Genomic DNA, 21,667 nt, shown 5'->3' on the forward strand with positions numbered 1-21,667 from the left:
TTCTGTTCGGTTTAGATAAGTTCAGCTCTTCGCTTAGATCATTTCCAAGCCAGACATTTCCTGCGTGCTTGTAGAGAACTTCTTGGTATCCATGCCGTGGCGACGGAGGATGCTCATGAAAAGGTTTGGAAGCGGGTAGTTGTTTTCTTGGTCGAAGGCGATGTGCTGACCGTGTTTGAATCCGCCGCCGGCGAGCAGAACTGGCATGTTGCGATTGTCGTGCGAGCTGGCGTTGCCGAGATTGGAGGTGAGCAGGACGCTGGTATTATCCAGGAGGGAACCGCTTGCTTCCTGTGTTTGCTTTAGTCCGCGTAGGAAACCGCCATAGGTCTTGATCAGTTCGGTTTCCACGATGGTGAGCTGTTCTAGCTTGTGTTCGTCGAGACCGTGATGGCTCAGGCCGTGGTAGCCTTCGTTGACGCCTTCAATCGGGATGGTGGCTCCCTCGCCGTTGAGGTGCAGTGTTATGAAACGCGTGGAATCGGTTTGTAGGGCGAGCTGCATGATATCGAGCATGAGCTTCTTTCTTCGGATGACTTCCGCCCGATCCTGGATGTCGACGGGAGGCTTCATTTCGACCTTGGGTTTGGCTTTGCCTGCCCATTCCTCGGATTCGCCGAGTCGCTTTTCGAAATCGCGAACCGAACTGAGGTATTGGTCCATCTTCTCCTTATCGCCAGTGCCGAGCTCGCGCATGAGGCGCTTGGAGTCGCCGGCTACGATGTCCATAATGCTGCGGCCTTGCTTGAGTCGCTCGATTTGGCGGCGTTGCGCTTTTTTGGAATCGGCCATGAACAGTTTCGCGAACAGTCGCGACGCGGAGAACTCCGCTGGGATCATGCTGCCGTTTTCGGTATAGGAAGGGCTGTTGTTGCTCTCGATGTTCAGTACGAGCGACGGGTAGCGCGTGTGGTGGCCTTGGTGTTTCGCGAGGTATTGGTCGATCGAGATCGTGTTTTTGAAAGTGGCGTTGTTGGAGTAGGGAGCTCCGGTGAGAATGGAGCCTTCTGCTCGGTGCCCGCCGCCGACACCAGGATGTGATGACCCTGTGACTACGGTGAGGTCGTTGAGGAGGTCGGGGATTTTTGAGAGGTAGAGTGATGGGGTGTAGTTGCGGCCGGCTTCGATGGGATTGAGGTTTGGCGCGTGTAAGCCGAGGGCGAGACTGATGCTGACGAAGCGGCGTGGAGTTTGGCTGGCGAGGGAAGAGGCGAAGGCCGGTGTCATGGCGTCGAGCCAAGGAAGCGCGATGGCGGCTCCGGTTCCGCGGAGGAAGGATCGACGAGAGATGGATTTTGAAAAGCTGAAGTGTACGCGTTTCATGGGGTATCTGTCAGGGGCTCGATTTCGAGCGAAACGTTAGTTGGTCTAGGCTGTCAAATTGGGGTAGAGTTGACGGTTGACTGGGGAATCGTTTCCCCGGTTTGCTCGTCATAATGATTAGGCGCAGTTGAACTTTCGCTCAACGTGCTTGAAATGACGCCTTTGGTGTCCGATATATCAATGAGTTAGTCTCGTGAACCGTTTCAAAGCCATCACTCTTCTGCTTGTAGCTGCCATAGCGAACCCGCTTTGCTGCTGTTTTGGCGTGGATGCGGTTTGGGAGAAGATTGTCGAGCAGCCGAAGGTGGAAGCTCACTCCTGCTGCAGCATGGCTAGCTCTGATGAAGCTGTTCCGGTTAAGGATCGAGACGAGTGTCCGCACGAAGTGGAGCGTATCTCTAAAATTGTTGATGGGGATACTGGCTTCCAGCTGTCCAAGCCGCTTTTGGTCGCGGTTTTCAGCTTGGCGGAGTTAACTGCGTTTGCCGATACGAGCTCTAGCGATTGTAGAGTGCTGGCTCGCTCGCCTCCCGAGTTGTGGGCTTGTCATGCAGCTGAGCTAGGCAATGCGTACTGCGTGTATTTGCTTTGATGTGAAGTCGGGCGGTTGTTGAGGCAACCGTGTCTAATTGGGGAGTCTAGCGGGTCTTAGAGCCTGGGATTCTTGTTATCTGGGAGACCTTTGGAAAAGGCTCCGTATCTCGTGTGCTTTGACCGGGCATATTCGGTCACGACTTTACAAATACCATGAACAAGCAAGTAGCTATCGCTTTAGGCGTATTGACGATTGGCGCTACGTTTTGGGCAGGCCGTTGTTCGGCTCCCGACAACTTAGAGTCAGGGGGGGCTCATTCGCGACAAGAGCTTCCGAGTGAACCGGAATCTTGGACCTGTTCCATGCATCCGCAGATCCAACAGGCGGAGTTTGGGGCGTGTCCGATTTGCGGGATGGACCTAATTCCAGCGGGTGATGATTCCGTATCCGCAGATAGTGGACATTATCGAATGAGTCCTGCGGCACGGGCTCTGGCTGAAGTCGAAACGGTCGAGGTGGAGCGTAGAATGCCGGAAACAAGTATCCGGCTGGTGGGGACTTTGCAGTTGGACGAGACGATGGTTCGATCGATCACGGCTCGTTTCCCGGCTCGAATTGAGGAGCTGTTTGTAAACTATCGTGGTGTTCCTGTCAAAAAGGGCGAACACCTTGCGAGTATTTATAGTCCGGAGCTTCTAAGCGCTCAGAAGGAGTTATTGCTCGCGTATGAGAGGCATGGAGACGGCGCGTTTGTAGAGTCGGCTCGTCAGAAGCTCCGTCGTTGGGGGCTGGAGGAGGATCAGATCGATCTGATTCGAGATCGCGGGGAATCTTCGGATCAGTTTGAGCTACGAGCTCCGTTTGGCGGAGTTGTCAGTAAAAAGCTGGTACGGGAAGGCGACTATCTTGATGAGGGCAACGTTCTTTTTGAGATCGCTGACTACAGTCGGCTTTGGCTGATGCTGGATGCGTACGAGTCGGACTTGGCTTGGCTTCGTATCGGGCAGGAGCTGGAGTTTACCGTCAAGGCGTATCCGAGTGAGGTTTTTACGGGCAGGATCGTATTCATTTCGCCGGAGGTTGATCGTGAATCCAGAACGACTCACTTGCGGGTAAATGTATCCAATCCGAAAGGAGTTTTGAAGCCAGGCATGTTCGCCACTGGGCAGGTGAAAGCTTTGGTGACAAAAGGGGGCGGTGTTTTTGCTCCGGATTTGGCGGACAAGTGGATTAGCCCGATGCATCCTGAAATCGTAAAGGATGGACCGGGAAGCTGCGATGTTTGCGGGATGGATCTCGTACCAGCGAGCGAGCTTGGATACACTTCGGGAGAGTCTGAAGAGGTTCCTTTGATCGTTCCGAGTTCGGCTGTTATGCGGACGGGGGAGCGTTCGATCGTCTATGTTGAAAGCGAGTCAGGCGAGGATCGTTTATACGAAGGTCGGGAAGTTCTCATTGGTCAGAAGGCGGGCGAGTTTTTCACAATCGTATCGGGATTGGAAGAAGGGGAACGGGTCGTCAGTAGAGGGGCGTTTAAGATCGACAGCGCTTTGCAGATTCTGGCTAAGCCGAGCATGATGAGCCCTGCAAAGGACGAGCAGGCGGGGGCGGATGACGCTCCCGTTTTGAATGTTGAAGCGTTTTCGGAAGGCCTTGGGGCTTATCTCGATTTGCAAGAGGCTTTGGCTGGGGATGACTTTGAGTCGGCGGCACGTGCGGTGGAATCGCTTCATGTGGCGCTTGGACACGATAGCGCTCTGTCGGAGACGATCCATGGCCTTATGGAGGCGAAGGATATCGCGGCGATGCGGCGTCCTTATTTCGATGATCTCTCGAAAGCGTTCATCGCAACAGCGGAAGGTGGAGTTGATTTCGAAGGAACTGAGCTTGCCCGGATGCGGTGCCCGATGGTGTATCCAAACAATGGTGCTGCCGATTGGTTGCAACGGGATGGGGCTTTGCGTAATCCGTATTTCGGAGCGATGATGCTTACCTGTGGCGAAAAGCTGAAGGTCTACGGAGAGGAGTAGTGCGATGATTGATCGAGTGATTCGCTTTTGTTTGAGCAACAAGCTCGTCGTATTCATTCTCGCTGGTTTTTTGGCGTTGGCTGGGCTGGTTGTGGCTCCGTTCGATTGGGATATTGAGTTTTTGGATCGTAGGCCAGTGCCGGTGGACGCCATTCCTGACACTGGAGATAATCAGCAGATCGTGTTTACGGAATGGAGTGGGCGGTCCCCGCAAGATATCGAGGACCAGATCACTTACCCGCTCACGAGTTCTTTGCTTGGTTTGCCGGGAGTGAAGAGCATCCGGAGCAGCTCCAGTTTTGGCTTCAGTTCCATTTATGTGATTTTTGAAGATGGGATCGACTTTTATTGGTCGCGCAGTCGGATATTGGAGAAGCTCTCGAGCTTGCCTAAGGGAACGCTTCCGGATGGAGTTCAGGCGCAGCTAGGGCCGGATGCGACGGCGCTTGGTCAAGTGTTTTGGTATACGCTTGAAGGAAGGGACGCGGAAGGGCGGCCTGCGGGAGGATGGGATCTCGCTGAGCTCCGGAGTGTGCAGGACTGGTATGTTCGCTACGCTCTGCAAGGAGTTGAGGGAGTTGCGGAGGTCGCAGCGATTGGTGGCTTTGTGAAGGAGTATCAAGTCGATGTCGATCCGGATGCGTTGCGTGTATACGATGTGTCGATACAAGAAGTGGCTGCTGCGGTGAGCTCGAGTAATTTGGACGTGGGGGCACGCACGATTGAGATTAACAATGCCGAGTATGTCGTCCGCGGTTTGGGATTTGTTAAGAGCCTAGATGATTTGCGCAAAGCGGTGATCGCGGAGCGGAACAATGTCCCGATCACTTTGGAGGAGGTTGCTGAAATCGAGTTTGGTCCGGCCTTGCGTAGGGGGGCTTTGGACAAAGGAGGGACGGAGGCCGTTGGGGGTGTCGTGGTTGCTCGTTTTGGTGAGAATCCGCTGGAGGTTATAAAGCGGGTTAAAGAGCGAATTGAGAATTTGGAGCTTAGCTTGCCCGCGAAGGAGCTAGCAGACGGGAGTGTGAGCCGGTTGAAAATCGTTCCGTTCTATGATCGTTCGGGCTTGATTGAAGAGACGCTTGATACTTTGGAGACGGCGGTGCGTCAGCAGATTTTGGTTACGGTAATCGTGGTCATTCTGATGCTACTTCGCTTGAGAAGCGCGGTTTTGGTTTCGAGCGTTCTGCCTCTCGCGGTTTTGAGCGCGTTTGTGGGGATGAAGCTCGTCGGTGTGGATGCGAATATCGTGGCGCTTTCAGGTATCGCAATCGCGGTGGGCACGATCGTGGACATGGCTATCGTATTGGTTGAAAACTGTATAAGGCGTTTGGAGACGGCGAATCCGAATGCTGATCGATTGAAAGTTATTTACGAGGGCTGCGTTGAGGTGGGAGGAGCTGTGTTGACGTCGGTCTTAACGACGGTCGTGAGTTTCTTGCCGGTGTTTACGATGATTGCAGAGGAGGGACGCTTGTTTCGACCTTTGGCTTACACTAAGACCTTTACTTTGTTGGGCAGTATTCTGGTGGCGCTGACCTTGATTCCTGCATTGATTCACCTGTTTTACCGCAAGGGGGGGGCTCGAGTGTCAAAGCGCGGGAGGCGCTCTCTTAGTCGAGGGATGGCGATTGCATTGTCTTTGGGACTGGCGGTTGTGTTGGCGTATGATTGGCAGCCACTCGGCCTGGGGTCTCCGGTTCGCAATGTTCTTTTTGTTGTGCTGGCTCTTGGGCTCCTAGTAGGTTTTGCCCATTTGGTGATTCGGGGGTATCCTGTCGTGCTGGGTTGGATACTCAAGGCGAAGGTGGTATTCGTCTCCTCGTGTTTGGTCGTTGTGTTAGGGGGGAGCGTTTGCTGGTTGGGCTGGGGCAAGGTCTTTTCGTGGTCCCCGCTTTGGGTGAAAGAGGCTTCGGCTTGGCAAGCGCTTGACGATACCTTTCCGGGATTAGGGAGAGAGTTTATGCCTGCTCTCGACGAGGGGTCTTTTCTCTTCATGCCGACCACGATGGTGCATGCATCGATCGGGGAAGCGATGGATGTTTTGCGGAAACAGGATATGGCGATTAAGTCCATTCCCGAGGTGGAGTCGGTTGTGGGCAAAATCGGTCGCGTTGAGAGTTCTTTGGATCCGGCTCCGATCTCTATGGTGGAGACCATCATTTCTTATAAACCTGAGTTTGTTCAGGATGAATCCGGAGAGTGGGTTCGTCAGTGGCGGGATGAGATTCGCAATCCAGAGGACATTTGGGATGAGATCGAGAGAGTGGCTCGGATTCCTGGTGTGACTTCCGCTCCGATGCTGCAGCCGATCGAGACTCGTCGAATCATGCTGCAAACGGGCTTGCGGGCGAGCATGGGGCTGAAGGTGTTTGGGCCGAATTTGGAGGCAATCGACCAAGCGGCGCTCGCTATAGAGTCCACTCTCAAGGAATCCGAGTTGTTGAAGAAGGGGGCGGTTATTGCGGATCGAGTTGTAGGAAAGCCCTATCTCGAAATCGAAATAGACCGGGATGCGATCGCGCGTTATGGCATTACAGTGGGGGCTGTCCAGGAGGTGATCGAGACGGCGATCGGCGGTCGCGTGATCATGCAGACGGTGGAGGGGCGCGAACGTTATCCGGTTCGGTTGAGGTACTTGAGGGAGCGTCGCGACTCGTTGGAGGCGATGGAGAGGATATTGGTGGCGACTCCGAAGGGTGTTCAGGTCCCTTTGTCGCATCTGGCGAGGATCGTCTACAAACGCGGGCCTCAGATGATCAAAAGCGAGGATACGTTCCTTATGGCCTACGTTTTGATGGATCCGATTGGAGGGATCGCGGAGGTGGATGCGGTTGAGGGACTTGAGGCTTTGCTCGCGGAGAAGGTGAGCAGTGGCGAGCTGAAATTGCCTACTGGAGTTCGCTACGAGTTTACCGGGACTTACCAGGGGCAAGTCCGAGCGGCGAAGACCTTGCGCCTCGTGTTGCCAGTCGCGATGCTATCGATCTGGTTGCTGCTCTATTTGCAGTTCCGCAATACGGTGACGACGTTCATCGTTTTCTCTGGTGTGGCATTCGCCTGGTCAGGAGGATTTTGGCTCGTTTGGCTTTATGGTCAGGATTGGTTTCTGGATCTAGCCCCTCTGGGGGCGAACCTTAGGGGTCTCTTCCAGGTAGGCACCGTGAATCTAAGCGTCGCGGTCTGGGTCGGCTTTTTGGCTCTATTCGGTACCGCGACTGATGACGGCGTTTTGCTTTGCACTTATTTGAAGCAGACTTTGGCGGAGCAATCGCCTCGCACGAAGGAGGCATTGCGCAAGGCGGTGATCGAGGCGGGGAAGAAACGGATTCGGCCCGCGATGATGACGAGCGCCACGACGATGCTGGCGTTGCTGCCGGTGCTCACCTCTTCCGGCAGAGGGGCGGATGTGATGATTCCGATGGCGATCCCGGTGTTTGGAGGAATGTGCGTCGCGTTTCTGACGGTGTTTTTTGTTCCGGCTGTTTATTGCTCGGTCGAGGAGTGGAAACTGCGGCGAACGGCTCTCAATGATTGAAAATTTTGAACTTAGAATTAGATAAATACTAACCCGTACTACTATGAAAAAACTGATACTTAGCTTAATTGCGGCATTTGCAGCCGTATCCACTTTGCACGCGCATTGTGGGACCTGTGCCATGGATGAGATGAAAGGCGAGCACGCTGGCTGCTCGAGTTGCGCGCAAGAGCAGCTATCGACTTATTTCTCGACCCAGGAGGGCTTGGCTGGCGACGATCTTTCTGCTGCCAAGAAAGGGGCGAAGGCTTTTCTCGCCCACGCTGAAACGCTTGCTTGTACCGAGGGAGAGGATAGCTGCTGCGCGACCGAATTGAATGCGGCGAAGGCGATTGCTGGATCGTCGGACATCGCGATCGCCCGCAAGGCGTTTAAGGATTGGTCGGATGCGTTGCTGGCAAAGGTAGACAAGGCCGGTTTGAGCGATGGAGTCGCGTACAAGATGCATTGCCCGATGGCTTTTAACAACACGGGCGGGACTTGGCTGCAAGCGAAGTCTTCTTTGAGAAACCCATACTATGGTTCGATGATGCTGACTTGTGGGATGCAGACGGGGAGTTACGCGGCAGGCGAAAGTGGATCGGACTGTTGCGGCAGCGGCGGAGAATGCTGTTCCGATGGCAAGGCTTGTTGTGATGATGGCTCTTGTGAATCGTGCAAAGAGAAAGGCCACTCCCATGGACACGGAGATCATAGCCACTAGGTTTTAGCTTTTTTGAGCGGTCGTTGGAAACAACGGCCGTTTTTCTTGAGCGATCAATCTTGGGAGTGTCTCGTTAGTGATGGAGATGAGCCATCGCATCATAACTTGGAAGCGAGCTGCCGTGAGCGGTGGGTTGTTTTTGCTGATCCTGCTGGGTGTCTCGGTTGGTTTTTCGGGATGTATGAGTTTCCAGAAGACGGATGCGGAGATAGAGTCGCACTTTAGCGAACGGGGACAATCGATTCCGGATTTTTATGAGCATGAGGATGATGTCGGCTCCGTGTTCTTGGCGCAAAAAGGCGAGGGGGCTGGAGTGGTGTTTGTGCATGGTTCTCCGGGGAGTTGGGGGGACTATGTTCATATGCTGTCGGATGTCGGGTTGACGTCGGATTTTACGGTAACCGCGGTGGACAGGCCGGGATTTGGTCGGACGAGGCCAAAAAAGGCGGAACCCTCGTTGGAGGCGCAAGCGCGGCGCATCCACGACGCGGTCATCGCCAGCGGAACGCCTGTGCCTGCGCTTTGGGTGGGCCATTCGCTGGGTGGTCCAGTGGCTGCGCGGATCGCAGCGGATTATCCGGAATCGGTCTCGGGGCTGGTGCTCGTCGCTCCGTCGATGGATCCCGAGCTTGAGAAGCGGAAGTGGTTCAATTGGCTTGGAAAGGTTCCACCGATTCGCTGGGGGCTTTCCTACGAATGGCGCAATAGCAACGACGAGATCTTTCCGCACAAGTCTGAATTGGTCAAATTGGGCGCGAAACTAGGAGACTTGAGGACTCCGACAATCGTGATTCAGGGTGACAAGGACAAGCTCGTGCCGCCTGGCAATGCGGACTACGTGAAGCGAGTCTTTCCGGAGGGCGTAGTTGAATTGCGGATATTGGAGGGGGTAAACCATTTCATCCCTTGGTCTCATCCGCATGAGATTAAGAGGGCTATCAGGGATTTGTCCGCTCGCGAATGAGCCCGCTTAGGGGGCTGTCTTTTCGATTGCTTGAGGGGGAGGGGTACTCGTAGTTTGTACGAATCTACCCTCTAGATGTACGAATCTCACAATCAGGCAGTTTATGATCTTTGCCAAATTCACGGTCTGCTCGACCGTGGGCGTTTGGATGAGCTGCTGGCGTTGGCGAAAGGTGAGGAGGTCTCGCTCGCCGACAAGATTTTGGCAGAAGGGGGTGTTCGCAGGCCTGTGTTTTTGGATACGGTTGCGAGCTATTTAGGGATCGAGCGATTGAGGGACGCTCCCTACGATATCCCGGCGGAACTGGTCGAGATGATTGATCCTACTTTGGCGCGTATGCACAATGTCGTGCCAATCGAGAGTTCCGAGCGGCAAGTCACGATTGTGACCACGGACCCTTTTAGTACGTCGGTGATTGACGACGTCGCCTTTGCGGTGAACCGCGATGTCAGGTTGCTGTTGCTCGATCCGAAGGTGGTGAACGAGTTGCTGGATGTCTATTATCGCCCGCAGCATGTGGACTATACCGGAATCCTCGAGGAGATCGACCTTTCGGATATCGCGAGCGAAGAGGATGTGACGGCGGATGATCTGCTGGGAATGGCGGGCGAAACTCCGATCATTCGCTTTGTTAACCTCGTCCTGGCTCAGGCAATTAAAGACAAGGCCTCGGATATTCACTTCGAGCCGTTTGATCGAGAGTTTAAGATTCGTTATCGCATCGACGGAGCGCTTTATGAGATGTCTCCTCCTCCGTGGGAGTTGGCGATTCCGATCATCTCGCGCGTGAAGGTTTTGGGCGATTTGAATATCGCGGAGCGACGTGTGCCGCAGGATGGCAAGGTTCGTCTGGTGGTGGCTGGGCGTCATGTCGATTTGCGTGTATCCACGTTGCCGACACAGTTTGGCGAGAGTGTCGTTTTGCGTGTGTTGGACCAAGGGGCGACCCAATTGGAGCTCAATACTCTTGGAATGCCGGATGATGTGCTGGGTGCGGTCGAAAGCGCGATCGCCCGGCCGAATGGGATCTTTATCTCTACCGGCCCGACTGGTTCCGGAAAAACGACTACCCTTTACAGCTGTCTCAAGCGCTTGAATCGGGTGGAGTCGAAGTTGATGACTGCGGAAGATCCGATCGAGTATGAGATCGACGGGATAATGCAGGTGGGAGTGAATCCGCATATCGGGCTGAGCTTTGCCAATACGCTCAAGTCCTTTCTGCGTCAGGATCCGGACATTATCATGGTGGGCGAGATCCGGGATTTGGATACGGCTCAGATAGCTATCCAGGCTTCATTGACGGGGCATCTGGTGCTTAGCACGCTTCACACGAATGATGCGGCGGGAGCGGTGACGCGTTTAATGGATATGGGGGTGGAGCCGTTTTTGATCTCGTCCTCGCTCGAGGCGGTGCTGGCTCAACGGTTGCTACGCAAGATCTGCTCGAGCTGTCGGCGTTCGTATTTGCCGGACACCGCTCTGCTGCATCAGTTGAACTTGGATCCGAGCATTCTCCAGCAGAAGGAGTTTTTCCATGGAACGGGATGTTCCGCGTGCGCGGCTACAGGATACAGCGGGCGGTTGGGGATCTTTGAGATGTTAAGCGTGACGGAGTCGATTCGAGAACTGATAAGCGAAGGCAGTCCCGCTGTCGCCGTGAGGGAGCGGGCTTTGCATGAAGGAATGAGAACGCTTCGTGAAGATGGTCTCCGCAACATTTTTACCGGTGTCACTACGGTGGAGGAAGTGATACGTTACTCGTGAGCGCTCTGATTGAGCGGGCGGAATCGAGCTGTTATGTCGAAATTTAGGTTTATTGCAATTGATGGGGAAGGTAAGGAGCGCAAGGGCATGGTGGATGCTGGCTCTCGCCAAGACGCGGTTAAGCAAATCCGGAGCTATGGTCTAACGCCTGCTCGCGTGACCGTGGTGCGTTCTGCTGGGGAGGGGGACTCTTCTGCTACCGTGACACGGAGTTCGAGTGGGAAAGCGACGAAAAGGCCGATGTACCTTGGGTCGGCGATCAAGAAGAAGGCTCTCTCGGAGTTTACACGAAAACTGGCGACTTTGCTTCAGGCGGGACTGACTTTGATCCGCTCCTTGGAGGTGTTGAAGGATCAGGAGAAGAACGTGGTTTTCCGCTGGATACTTAACAACATGATCGAGAGTATTCAGTCAGGTAGTACGTTCTCCGATGCGTTGGCCGCCTTTCCGAAAGAATTCGATTTCCTGTACGTAAATATGGCGAGAGCGGGGGAAGCGAGCGGCATGCTTGAGGTGTCACTGGCTCGCTTGGCGACTTATTTGGAGAAGACCGAGCGCATGAAGTCGAGACTCGCGTCGGCGATGACTTATCCCACGGTGGTGATGATCTTTTCGTTTCTCATCGTCTTGCTGCTGTTGATTTTCGTGGTACCGAAATTCGAAGGGATCTTCAGCGAGCAGATTGGCGACGACAAGATGCCGATCCTTACGGTCTACGTCTTGGCGGTCAGCGATTTTCTGGTGGCCTATTGGTATGCGGTGTTTGGCGGGTTGTTCGGCGGCTTCTTGTTGTTTAAGCTTTTCGGGGCGACGCGGCCAGGGCGTCAGCTTTACGACTGGCTGAAAATCAAGTTTTTCGGGGTGGGTGACTTGTTTACCAAGATCTATGTGATCCGCTTTTCACGTACCTTGGGTACTTTGATCGAGAGTAGCGTGCCTATTTTGGAGGCTCTGCGAATCACGAAGGACACTTGTGGCAATCTACATGTAGAGGCGGCTGTGGAAAATGTGCGCAACCGGGTCAAGGACGGGGAAGGAATTGCTAGCACGCTTACCGAGGCCAAGATTTTCCCTACGATGGTGACGAGTATGGTGGAGGTCGGCGAGGAAACGGGGGACCTGCCGCAAATGCTGGGGCAGATCGCGGATGTCTATGACGAAGAGGTGGACAATTCGATCTCGAGTCTGACGTCGATGGTTCAGCCGCTGATGATCGTGTTTATGGCACTTGCCATCGTTTTGATCATCCTTGCCCTGTTTCTTCCGTTTCTTAAGATTCTACAGGGATTCAGCTCTTTTTAGCCTTCGCCTGTTTCGGATTTAGTGGCCTCGTGCGGCCAAGGCTTGACTGACGGTTTCGAGGTCCAGCTTCGCTCCAGGCCGAATTTCGTTGTCGCTGTACCAATTAAAACGTGTCTCGAGGGCGTAGAGCATATCGTCGCGGATGGATTTGCGTGACAGGGTGTCTTGCGGATAGAGCGGGTAAATTTCCCTTAGAACTCCGTCTGCCGTGAAAAAGCCGATGTCGATGGGGAAATCGACGTTCTTCATCCAATAGGACATGCGTTGCGGCTCTTTGTAGATGAAAAGCATGCCGTGATCGTCGTCGATGCCGTCTCGGAACATCAGGCCTTTGGTCTGCTCGCTGCGAGAGATCGCGAATTCGATCGTGATGGTCTTGTCGCCGACCTGGAGCGTCTCGGGCATGGTAGGCTGGCTGTCTTCAGATTCGGAGCAGCTTGTGGCAGCGATACAGAAGGCGGTGAGGATCGAGAGGAGCAGAGAGCGTTTCATAAAGGCGTGTTTGAACCTGGGACGCAGTCTTTGGCTAAGATTCCCTTGGGCAAGCGAGAATACGCGAAAGGTTCAATGCTCTGCCCCAAAAAGTTGCCAGGCCGTCGAGGGGGACGGCCTGGCAGGGTGGTGTGTGTGGGTGGGAGGGAAATTCTTAACTTTAAGAAGGCTAGGCTGAGTGATTCCCGATTACAAGTGCTCTTTTTTTGGGGAAATTGCCTATATTTTGAGGGGTAGGACAGGAGATGTCTGATGCTGGGTGGTAGTTTGGATGCATGAACACGATCAATCGACTAGAAGAAAATTGGACTCCTAGCTGGGAGTTGGGCCTGCAAGACGAATTTGGATTCTCCTTGGAAGTGGAGACGTTAGAGGAGCCAAAGCTCAAGCAGGATCGCCCCAACCCTTGGTCAATGGCCAAGCGTGAAGTGCTAAACCGCCAAATCGCTCCAGAGCTTTCGTTGGCCGAGGACACTGGCAAGGTTGGCGAGCTGATTTCCTTTCTTGAAAACCTCAGCATGGAGATCGCTAACGATGAGTAAGCAAGAACGTCTGATTTTGGCGGCTGATAGTCGTAGTGAAAACATGATCCGCCGGCTGCTTGTCATTCCGACCTGGATACGGGAAAGACGTCAACGTCGTATGTTGCTAGGGGCGAGTGGTTGCCTCGTTAAGGCGACTGAGTGGGTGTCGTGAGCTAAGGGCTCAGCTTTGCTCTTTATCTAGAGCGATCCAGAGTTTTGTTTCTATTTGTTCTGGGCGTGCGTTGGGCTCGATACCAACGCTCTCTAGCTTTCCCAACCAAACCTTCGCAGTATCCGATTTGGACTTACGGAGAAGCGATGCGATCTGTTTGCGGCGTTGCTGGAAAATGTCGCGGATGAGTTGCGAACTCTCTGGCGAAAAACGATAGGGATCGCTTTTCCTTCGCAGGTGGAGAAGCGTCGAGCCGACGTCGGGTTTGGGGTAGAAACAGGAACCTGATACGTCGTGTCCTGGCAGGATATCGAATGCGGCGTGGAGGAAGATGCTGATCGCTCCGAACTGCTTGGTGCCTGATTTGGCGGCATAACGTTGAGCGGCTTCTTTTTGAAGCATCAGCGTCATGACGCTGGGTAGTTGCCTCTCCAATACGACTGCCATCCAAGGAGTTGAAATAGCGTAGGGTAGGTTCGCTACGATCTTGTAGTCGCCGATGTCGGAGGGGAGATCACCGAGTGGGTGATCGAGAGCGTCTCCTTTGACGAGGTGGAGATTCGCTTCGTCTTGGGCGATGGATTCGATGTGATCCCCGAGTTTCGGGTCGAATTCAACTGCGTGTACAATGGCTCCCTTTTCGAGGAGAGCGCGAGTTAGGGTGCCGAGACCAGGGCCGATTTCGACAACGTGATCGCCGCTGGAGACATTGGCCAGCTCTAAGGACTTGCGTACGATGTTTCCGTCGATGAGGAAATTCTGGCCGAGCTGCTTGCGGGGCCGGTGTCCTAGCTGCTCGAGCAGCTCGCGAGTCTGTGAAGGGGAAAGCGGCAACTTGCGATTGTGACGTTTGTGGTAGAAAGGACTTTCTAGGCGTTGTGGAAGTCCGCCATGAGTTGGGCGGTGTCGGGCGCTTTCATGAGAGCTTCGCCGACTAGGATCGCTTTGGCTCCGCAGGCTTTGACGCGCGCTGCGTCTTCGCCGGTCCAGATTCCGGATTCGGAAACGGCGACCACGTCCTTAGGGAATTGCGGGATTAGTTTTTCCGAGAAGGCGAGATCGGTTTTGAAGATGGCGAGGTCGCGATTGTTGACGCCGATGATCTTGGCGTCTTGGGTGACGGCACGTTCGAGTTCCGGTTCGCTGTGAATTTCGTAGAGGGAGTCGAGTCCAGCGAGGTCGGCAGCCTGGCGGAGGTCGGTCATCTGCTGGTCTGACAATGCGCGGACGATGATCAGGATCGCGGAAGCTCCTGCTTGGGCAGCTTCTAGGACTTGGATGGGATGGATCATGAAGTCCTTGCGTAAGCAGGGGATGCCTTTGCTTTGCTCTCGGAATTTTTCTGTGACTGAGGACAGGTCTGAGAGTTCGCCGCCGAAATATTTGGTGTCGGTGAGGATGGAGAGGCAATCGCCTCCTGCGGCTAGGTATTTGTCGGCTTGGTCGATCGAGGGGCCGAGGTCTTTGATTTGACCGGCGGATGGGGAGCGGCGTTTGATTTCCGAAATGACGGCGAGACCTTGAGGGGCTTTGAGGGCTTCGAGGAAGGAGCCGCGGAGAGTTGCTTCGGATGCGAAGGATTCGAGTTCGTCGGAAGAAACGTCGCGGATTCGATCCGCGATTTCCTCGGCCTTCCAGTTCATGATCTCTGTCAGTTTGTCCATTTGATTGAGATTTTCAGAACCGCGAATGGACTCGAATGGACGCTAATGCGATACAAATTTTGTGGTGCTGTTTGAGAGTGTTGGAATCTGGAATTGCTTTGCGGGGAGCGGGGCTCCTTGATGGCGGGCGTGAGCGCTATCGAAGATTTGCAGGAAACTATGGCTCGATTGAGGGGACCTGGCGGGTGCCCGTGGGATATGGAGCAAGATCATCAGTCCATTGCCCAATGCTTGGTCGACGAATGCAGCGAGCTGCTTGAGACCATCGACAAACTCGACATGGAGCACATGCGTGAAGAATTGGGCGATGTACTTCTGCAGGTCGTTTTCCATGCCCAATTAGCGAAGGAAGCAGGTCACTTCGACTTCGAGGCAGTAGCCGCTGAGATCAATGAAAAGCTCGTACGTCGCCATCCGCATGTCTTTGGCGATATGGATTTGAAGGACTCCGAACAGGTCCTAGCCCAGTGGGAGAAGATTAAGGCGGGAGAGAAGGCGAACAAGCCGAAGAGCGATTCGCAGTTTAAGGATTTACCACCTGCATTGCCGGCCTTGATGTTCGCTTACGACATTTTCAAGCAGATCAAGAAAAAGGCTCTGCCAACTGGAGCTTCCGTCGATATGGAAGCGATCGAAGCGATGGCTGCCGAACTGGATGAAGAAGCGGCGGGACATATCCTCTTCGAGATCTCAGCTGCCTGCAGACTTAAGGGGATCGATCCGGAGAGCGCTGTTCGTAAGTTTGCTCGTCGAGTGATGGCGGAGAGCGAGGGATTGGCGAACGACGCTCAAGAGGAAGCGGGTTGAGTCTAACTTAATTATGGGCGATTCGGAGAAATGGCGTAGCCAATGGGTGGAACCGTTTTTGCGGCACCTTTCTGGGGAGCGTCGTTTATCAGCCTACACCTGTCGAAACTACGAAACGGCCTTGGTGGCTTTTTTCGGTTTCCTAGATTCGATGGGAAAGTGGAAGGGGGATCTCTCCTCTGTCGAATTGCGGGAGACTCGCGATTTCGTGATCGAACAACAGAACCGGGTTTCCCGCCGAACGGTCCATAACTACGTTTCCGGGCTGCGGACGTTCTTCAAATATTGGATGCGTCAAGGAAAGCTCGAGAAGAGTCCGTTTGTCGGAATCGCGCTTCCGAAGCTGCCGAAGAAACTGCCTGCTTTCATGACAGAGCAGCAAGTGAGGAGCTTGTTGGAAGGTCCGATGCGGTTGTTGGAAGGTGAGTCGATACCAGCTCAGCAGGCGTGGCGTGACCGTCTGGTCTTGGAGCTCCTCTATGGAGCGGGGTTCCGTGTAAGTGAGCTGTGCGAGTTGACCTATGGGCAAGTGAGTTTCGACGAAGGCGTTGCACGTATCGTCGGTAAGGGCGGCAAGTCTAGAATTTGTCCTCTGGGACGGGTAGCCATGGCTGTCTTGGAAAAATGGAGACAGGAGTTTGCTCCCGCGACGGGATATTCGGATCCGGTGGTGTTGAGTAATCGTGGCCAAAAGTGGACTCCTCGAGGAGTGCAGTTGCTACTCAAAAAGTATCTAGCGCTCGCGGATTTGCCGATGGATCTGACGCCGCACAAGATTCGCCATTCTTACGCAACGCACCTATTGGACAACGGTGCGGACCTGCGGCTCGTTCAGGAGTTACTTGGACATGCGAAGCTTTCCACCACGCAGATTTACACGCACGTCAATATAGGTCGTTTGAAGGATGCTTTCGACCAAGCTCACCCGCGAGCTTAGGGAGCGTTAACTTACCTGCTAGTCGCCTCTGTAGCCGCGATCGTTGATCGTGCTCTCAGGTGATGCATCATTGGAGACTTGCTGAGTCGGTGAAGATGTAGCCCCGTGCGAGTGTTTGAAAATCGGATACTTGTTTCTGCTGCCAGGTATCGTCTTGTTTCAGTTCAACTGCCATCAGTTTAGCCACTGTTGCAGCCGCTTCGCTTGCTGCATTCGCATCGAGGAGAAGCGCTCTTGTGCGTCTGGAAAGAACGTCCTCGACAGTGCGTGCCATCTCGGTGTGCACATGATAGATGACTTCGGCTTGTTGGTAGGGCAATCGAGGGTGGATTAACTCGACGCTTTCGGGGCGGTCGCTCAGGATCCTTTGGATGTGTGATGCTTCGCTGCCGTAGAGCGCTAAGTTGGCAGAAGCGTCTAGCTCGTCGGTAGAGCCGACGAGGGGAAGCTGCTTGGTGCAACATGGCTCCGCTTCCTTTCCTATGAGCAATTCGACGTGATCAACTACGTCCTCAGCCATTTTCCGGTATGTGGTCCACTTGCCACCCGTTACGGTGAGCAAGCCTGAATTGGATACGAGAATGGTGTGGTCGCGAGAGAGGCTTGCGGTGTCCTCGCTATTGCCCGCCTTCACGAGTGGCCGAAGGCCAGCGTATATGGAGAGCACATCGTCTGGAGTTGGATCGTTGGTGAGGTACTGTTGGGCATGCTCCATTATGAAGGCTCGCTCTTCTTCGAGCGCTCGAGGTTCGAGGGAGTTCTGTTTGAGTGGAGTATCTGTAGTACCGACGACGACGCGGTCGTGCCAGGGGACTGCGAAGAGCACGCGTCCGTCTGCTGTCTTAGGGATCATGATTGCGGAGTCCGTTGGTAGAAACGACTTGGGTAGGACAATGTGGATACCTTGACTGAGCGAAACGATTGCATGGCAGCTGGGATCGTCGATTTGACGGAGTCCGTCTACGAAAGTGCCAGTGGCATTTACAACGCAGTCTGCTCGGACCTCGATTTGCTTACCAGATTCTTGGCACTCTGCCTGAACGCCGCGGACCGTGTCGTCCTCCTTAATCAACCCAGTACATTTGACGTAATTAGCCAAACACGCTCCTTGTTTCACAGCGGTTTGGGCGAGATTGATTGCGAGGCGGGAATCATCGAACTGGCCGTCGTGATAAACTACACCGCCGGTAAGTCCTTCTGTCTCGACGGTTGGGATACGAGCTAGGGTTTCCTCTTTGTCGAGCCAGCGGGAAGGGGCGATGCCGAGTTTGCCGGCAAGCGCATCGTAGACTTTCATACCGACTCCGTAGAACGGGCCTTCCCACCACTTGTAGTTGGGAATTACGAACGCCATGTCGCGTACTAGGTGAGGCGCGTTTCGGTAGAGCAGCCCGCGCTCTCTTAGCGCCTCGAGCACAAGAGAAACATTTCCTTGCCGAAGGTAACGGACGCCGCCGTGAACAAGCTTGGTGCTACGGCTTGAGGTTCCTTTCGCGAAATCGGATTGCTCAATCAGGGCGACTCGGAGTCCGCGAGTCGCAGCATCCACAGCGGTGCCTAGCCCTGTAGCTCCGCCGCCAATGATTAAAAGATCGAAGGGATCGTTTGAATGGGAAAGTGCGTCGAATGCTTTCTCGCGATTCACTTTTTTGCTGGTGTTGGGATTAGTTTGAGTAGGAGTCGCCAAGCGAGAGTTAGCGTGAGTTTTCTGAATTATCAATTCAGTGACATGGATTGTGTAGTCCGTTCGTCAAAACTTAGTAGTTTCGATCTGTTCGTTGACTGCATCTGTATCTTGCTCATCAATTCGAACGATTATCCCCGTTTAGTATGAAATCCCTGTTTTGCTGTGTCGCCGCTCTTGTAGTCACGTCGCTCGCTCTCGCGAAGCGTCCGAATGTCGTTATCATCTATGCGGATGATATGGGTTACGGAGACCTCGCCTGCCAAAACCCGGACTCCAAGATTCCCACTCCGAACTTGGATCAGTTGGCGGCCGAAGGAATGCGATTCATAGATGCTCACAGCTCTTCCGGAATTTGCTCACCCAGTCGTTTCGCTTTATTGACGGGGATTTACCACTGGCGGCGTCAGCACGGGATTGTGAATTCATTTGGGAAACCGTTCTTTAGTGATTCGGACTTCACACTGGCTCATATGTTGCAAAAAGTTGGATACAGCACGGCATGTATTGGCAAATGGCATTTGGGCTTCGACTGGAAGTTCAACGGAGGCCCATCTGGAGAAGTGGTCCAGTGGAATCGAAAGCGTAAGTTCTATCTCCCGGAGGAGGTCGATTGGAGCGGTCCATTGAAAGGGGGACCGCTCGATCGAGGGTTCGATTACTATTTTGGTGATGGGACTATCAATTTTCCTCCTTACGCATGGGTGGAGAATGAACAGATTTTGGAGGTACCGACTGCTGTTATGGATCCGCATGATATCGGCTTCCCGATCCCCGAGGGAAATTGGGAGTTCCGTCCCGGGCCTAAGGTAGAGGGATGGAATCCTTATGAAGTGTTGCCAACACTTACTGAAAAAGCGGTTGAGTGGATCGGTAATCAGAAATCAGATACGCCGTTTTTCTTATATTTTCCTCTTCCGTCTCCGCATGCCCCGATCATCCCGAATGAGGAATTCGTGGGGAAGTCTGATGCGGGGCCCTATGGAGATTTCGTGTACCAATCTGACTGGGTTGCCGGGCAAGTGCTCGAGGCTCTGCGGGTGAATGGCTTCGACGAGAATACGATCGTGATCTTTTCTGCTGATAACGGCCCTGAGAAGTACGCGTTTGAGCGAGCCGAGAAATTTGGTCACTTCAGTATGGGAGAGTTAAGAGGGTTGAAACGTGATGTTTGGGAGGGTGGGCATCATGTTCCCTTTGTGGTCAAGTGGCCAGGTGAGATAGAAGCGGGAAGTGTCTCGGATGAAGTGATTTCGCAAGTCGATATCATGGCGACGATCGCTTCAGTCGTTGGTGCCGACCTACCGGATGGAGCTGCGGTTGACAGTTATGATCTGAGCCGGGTTTGGAGTGGCGAAAGCTCGGATGGAGGTCTACGAGAGGCGACTGTTCACAATACTTTTGATGGTCTTTGGGGGCTACGGCAGGGCAAATGGTGCTATATCAATAAGAAGACTGGCGAACACTCCAAAATGCCGCAGGCGTTCAAGGAGCTACGTGGCTATCAAGATTTCGAGAAGGGGCCATTGCTCTTCGATATGGAGAAAGATCCGGGGCAGCGCGTGAATTTAGCCGAACAACATCCTGAGCGAGTCGAGCGAATGGCTGCTCTCTTGCAGACGTATCGGGAGCAAGGATACTCGGTGGAACGGTAGTTGCGGGGCGGTAGGTGCTGGGTTATAGGTGTTAGGGTATAAAAAACGCGACCGGGTTAGGTCGCGTTTCGGGGGAAGTAGATTGTTATGGCTACGACAGAGCGTAGCCCTCCTTATTTAAGCTCGTTCAGCGTGTAGTAGGCTTGAGTCACGCTAGGGGAGTGACCGTCTTTGTTCTTTACGCTTGGGAATTTGACGCTGAACACTTGATCCGTTTGCAGATCGAGTTGAACGTCGATCACCGTGTTGCCCTTTTTCAGTTTTACGGACTTCACCGCAACGGGTGTTTCGTCGACTTTCGGTGATCCGTAGTTACCCCAGTAGTTGTATCCCCATTTTTCGAATACGAGTGACTCGGCGTCGATAGAGTTAGGGTTGACTGGCTGTGTGAAAGTAAGCTGGAAGCCTTTCTTCGTTAGCTTCATGTCGAGTAGCTCGAATGGATGTGTGCCATCCCAGACGACCTTTTCCAGGCCGAAGGGTTTGTTACCCTTTGCTCCCCAGCCGCGAGCGGTTTGGCCTACCCAGAGTTGTCCCTGCGAGTCGAAATCGAGGCGGATGTTGCCGCTTTGGAATCCGCTCATGAAATTGATAAGGAAGCCTTGGTATTGGCCGTTCACCTTTTCGAGACCGCAACGGAAGATGTTGGACTGAGTTTGGTCTCCGATGAAAATCTGCCCAGAGAAGGGCCCGAATTTACCTTTTGTCATGTCCCATTCCGGGTTACCTGGCGAATTGGCCACTTCTTGGTGGGGAATCCAGAGAACAGGTTTTTCGCGGAAAGGGTTAAACTCCTCAGGCTCCATGGCTGCGATCTTTTTGCGGTCGTATCCATCGATCTGAATGAGGGAAACTGGGTGCCCATAGAATTTTCCCTCCTCGATGATGTGGAGCTTGGACGTTGCGACCCAGTCGCCTTGATTGTCAGTGAAGAAGATTTCGTTGTTCGGACTAATGCCGACCCCTGCAGGCGAGCGTAGACCGTGAGCGTAAGGCGAAAACGTTCCATCTGGAGAAACCTTGAAGGCGAATCCTCTATAGCCTCCTGAGGTGCCCATCGCTCCGAGGGAGAAGGCGTCAGGATCGTTGTGGCTGAGATTAAGGGTACCGAAGTAGTTGCCGTCTTTGTCTCTTACCGGACCGAATGTGAACTCATGGTAATTATCATGGTACTCCCAGCCGTCTGAGAAGCTGATGTAACGGTCAGCGATGCCGTCGGAGTCAGAATCTACCAGACGTGTGAGTTCAGGTTTTTGCGCCACGAGGATCGAGCCGTCTTCGTCGACAAGCAGGCCGGTTGGCTCGTGCAACCCATCTGCGAACTTTGTCCAGGAGTCGTTCTTGTAAGTCCAGACATCGCCAAATCGAGTTGCGCAATAAACGGTTCCGTCTGCTGCGGTGTCTAGGCCAGTGATGTGGAAGAGAACGTCATCAGGTGTCGTGACCGTTTCGATACTGTACCCCGATGGTGCGTAGTTCTCGTCGGCGGATAGTGTTAACGAAAGAGTAGATGCTGCGGCGATAGCAGAAAGGGTGAGTAATTTTGTATTCATTTTCATGATAGGCTTTGGGC

At 53.7% G+C, this 21,667-nt stretch carries 18 protein-coding genes; 12 read left to right on the forward strand and 6 right to left on the reverse strand.

The window, feature by feature from the left end; genetic code table 11:
- Window positions 1-33 precede the first annotated feature (33 nt).
- Window positions 34-1,323 (reverse strand): DUF1552 domain-containing protein, encoded by a 1,290-nt coding sequence (locus JIN87_RS14710; RefSeq protein WP_200356341.1) that lies wholly within the window; start codon window positions 1,321-1,323, stop codon window positions 34-36.
- Between the two features lie 193 nt (window positions 1,324-1,516).
- Here JIN87_RS14710 and JIN87_RS14715 point away from each other — a divergent pair, with 193 nt between their 5' ends.
- The 7 genes from JIN87_RS14715 to JIN87_RS14745 all read left to right on the forward strand — a co-directional run bounded on the left by JIN87_RS14715 (window position 1,517) and on the right by JIN87_RS14745 (window position 12,159).
- A complete protein-coding gene (locus JIN87_RS14715; RefSeq protein WP_200356342.1) occupies window positions 1,517-1,915 on the forward strand; it encodes a hypothetical protein in 399 nt (132 codons plus the stop codon).
- Between the two features lie 155 nt (window positions 1,916-2,070).
- A complete protein-coding gene (locus tag JIN87_RS14720; RefSeq protein ID WP_200356343.1) occupies window positions 2,071-3,888 on the forward strand; it encodes a heavy metal-binding domain-containing protein in 1,818 nt (605 codons plus the stop codon).
- 4 nt (window positions 3,889-3,892) lie between these two features.
- A complete protein-coding gene (locus JIN87_RS14725) occupies window positions 3,893-7,426 on the forward strand; it encodes an efflux RND transporter permease subunit (RefSeq protein WP_200356344.1) in 3,534 nt (1,177 codons plus the stop codon).
- 43 nt (window positions 7,427-7,469) lie between these two features.
- Entirely contained in the window at window positions 7,470-8,129 is a 660-nt protein-coding gene (locus tag JIN87_RS14730) for a DUF3347 domain-containing protein (protein ID WP_200356345.1), read from the forward strand.
- Window positions 8,130-8,214: 85 nt separating this feature from the next.
- Window positions 8,215-9,093 (forward strand): alpha/beta fold hydrolase, encoded by an 879-nt coding sequence (locus JIN87_RS14735; protein ID WP_200356346.1) that lies wholly within the window; start codon window positions 8,215-8,217, stop codon window positions 9,091-9,093.
- Window positions 9,094-9,168: 75 nt separating this feature from the next.
- Window positions 9,169-10,857 carry a GspE/PulE family protein gene (locus JIN87_RS14740; protein ID WP_200356347.1) on the forward strand — a complete coding sequence of 563 codons (1,689 nt, stop codon included), beginning with the start codon at window positions 9,169-9,171 and terminating at the stop codon, window positions 10,855-10,857.
- A 33-nt stretch (window positions 10,858-10,890) separates the two neighbouring features.
- Window positions 10,891-12,159, forward strand: a complete 1,269-nt coding sequence (locus JIN87_RS14745) for a type II secretion system F family protein (RefSeq protein ID WP_200356348.1) — start codon at window positions 10,891-10,893, stop codon at window positions 12,157-12,159.
- Between the two features lie 18 nt (window positions 12,160-12,177).
- On the opposite strand, the gene JIN87_RS14750 is transcribed toward JIN87_RS14745, so the two are convergent.
- Entirely contained in the window at window positions 12,178-12,651 is a 474-nt protein-coding gene (locus tag JIN87_RS14750; RefSeq protein WP_200356349.1) for a DUF192 domain-containing protein, read from the reverse strand.
- A gap of 275 nt (window positions 12,652-12,926) precedes the next feature.
- Here JIN87_RS14750 and JIN87_RS14755 point away from each other — a divergent pair, with 275 nt between their 5' ends.
- Together JIN87_RS14755 and JIN87_RS14760 are read left to right on the forward strand one after the other, a co-directional pair.
- Window positions 12,927-13,193, forward strand: a complete 267-nt coding sequence (locus tag JIN87_RS14755; protein WP_200356350.1) for a hypothetical protein — start codon at window positions 12,927-12,929, stop codon at window positions 13,191-13,193.
- The gene (locus tag JIN87_RS14760) at window positions 13,186-13,347 is read left to right on the forward strand and encodes a hypothetical protein (RefSeq protein WP_200356351.1); all 162 of its coding nucleotides are present in this window, start codon (window positions 13,186-13,188) and stop codon (window positions 13,345-13,347) included. The genes JIN87_RS14755 and JIN87_RS14760 overlap by 8 nt, the downstream gene beginning before the upstream one ends.
- 9 nt (window positions 13,348-13,356) lie before the next feature.
- Here JIN87_RS14760 and rsmA read toward each other — a convergent pair whose 3' ends face one another.
- Together rsmA and JIN87_RS14770 are read right to left on the reverse strand one after the other, a co-directional pair.
- Entirely contained in the window at window positions 13,357-14,181 is an 825-nt protein-coding gene (gene rsmA / locus JIN87_RS14765; RefSeq protein WP_200356352.1) for a 16S rRNA (adenine(1518)-N(6)/adenine(1519)-N(6))-dimethyltransferase RsmA, read from the reverse strand.
- Between the two features lie 35 nt (window positions 14,182-14,216).
- Window positions 14,217-15,011, reverse strand: a complete 795-nt coding sequence (locus tag JIN87_RS14770; RefSeq protein WP_200356353.1) for an indole-3-glycerol phosphate synthase TrpC — start codon at window positions 15,009-15,011, stop codon at window positions 14,217-14,219.
- A 159-nt stretch (window positions 15,012-15,170) separates the two neighbouring features.
- On the opposite strand from JIN87_RS14770, the gene JIN87_RS14775 reads away from it, so the two are divergent.
- Window positions 15,171-15,818 carry a MazG family protein gene (locus JIN87_RS14775; RefSeq protein WP_267909399.1) on the forward strand — a complete coding sequence of 216 codons (648 nt, stop codon included), beginning with the start codon at window positions 15,171-15,173 and terminating at the stop codon, window positions 15,816-15,818.
- A 13-nt stretch (window positions 15,819-15,831) separates the two neighbouring features.
- Window positions 15,832-16,755 (forward strand): tyrosine recombinase XerC, encoded by a 924-nt coding sequence (locus JIN87_RS14780; protein ID WP_200356355.1) that lies wholly within the window; start codon window positions 15,832-15,834, stop codon window positions 16,753-16,755.
- 67 nt (window positions 16,756-16,822) lie between these two features.
- Here JIN87_RS14780 and JIN87_RS14785 read toward each other — a convergent pair whose 3' ends face one another.
- Window positions 16,823-18,400 carry a glycerol-3-phosphate dehydrogenase/oxidase gene (locus tag JIN87_RS14785; protein ID WP_200356356.1) on the reverse strand — a complete coding sequence of 526 codons (1,578 nt, stop codon included), beginning with the start codon at window positions 18,398-18,400 and terminating at the stop codon, window positions 16,823-16,825.
- 185 nt (window positions 18,401-18,585) lie between these two features.
- On the opposite strand from JIN87_RS14785, the gene JIN87_RS14790 reads away from it, so the two are divergent.
- Window positions 18,586-20,094, forward strand: coding sequence for a sulfatase family protein (locus JIN87_RS14790; RefSeq protein ID WP_200356357.1), 1,509 nt, complete (start codon window positions 18,586-18,588; stop codon window positions 20,092-20,094).
- A gap of 113 nt (window positions 20,095-20,207) precedes the next feature.
- On the opposite strand, the gene JIN87_RS14795 is transcribed toward JIN87_RS14790, so the two are convergent.
- On the reverse strand, window positions 20,208-21,647 hold the full coding sequence (locus JIN87_RS14795) for a DUF7133 domain-containing protein (protein WP_200356358.1): 1,440 nt from the start codon (window positions 21,645-21,647) through the stop codon (window positions 20,208-20,210).
- Window positions 21,648-21,667 lie beyond the last annotated feature (20 nt).

Source organism: Pelagicoccus mobilis (genome assembly GCF_016595505.1).
Lineage (GTDB): Bacteria > Verrucomicrobiota > Verrucomicrobiia > Opitutales > Opitutaceae > Pelagicoccus > Pelagicoccus mobilis.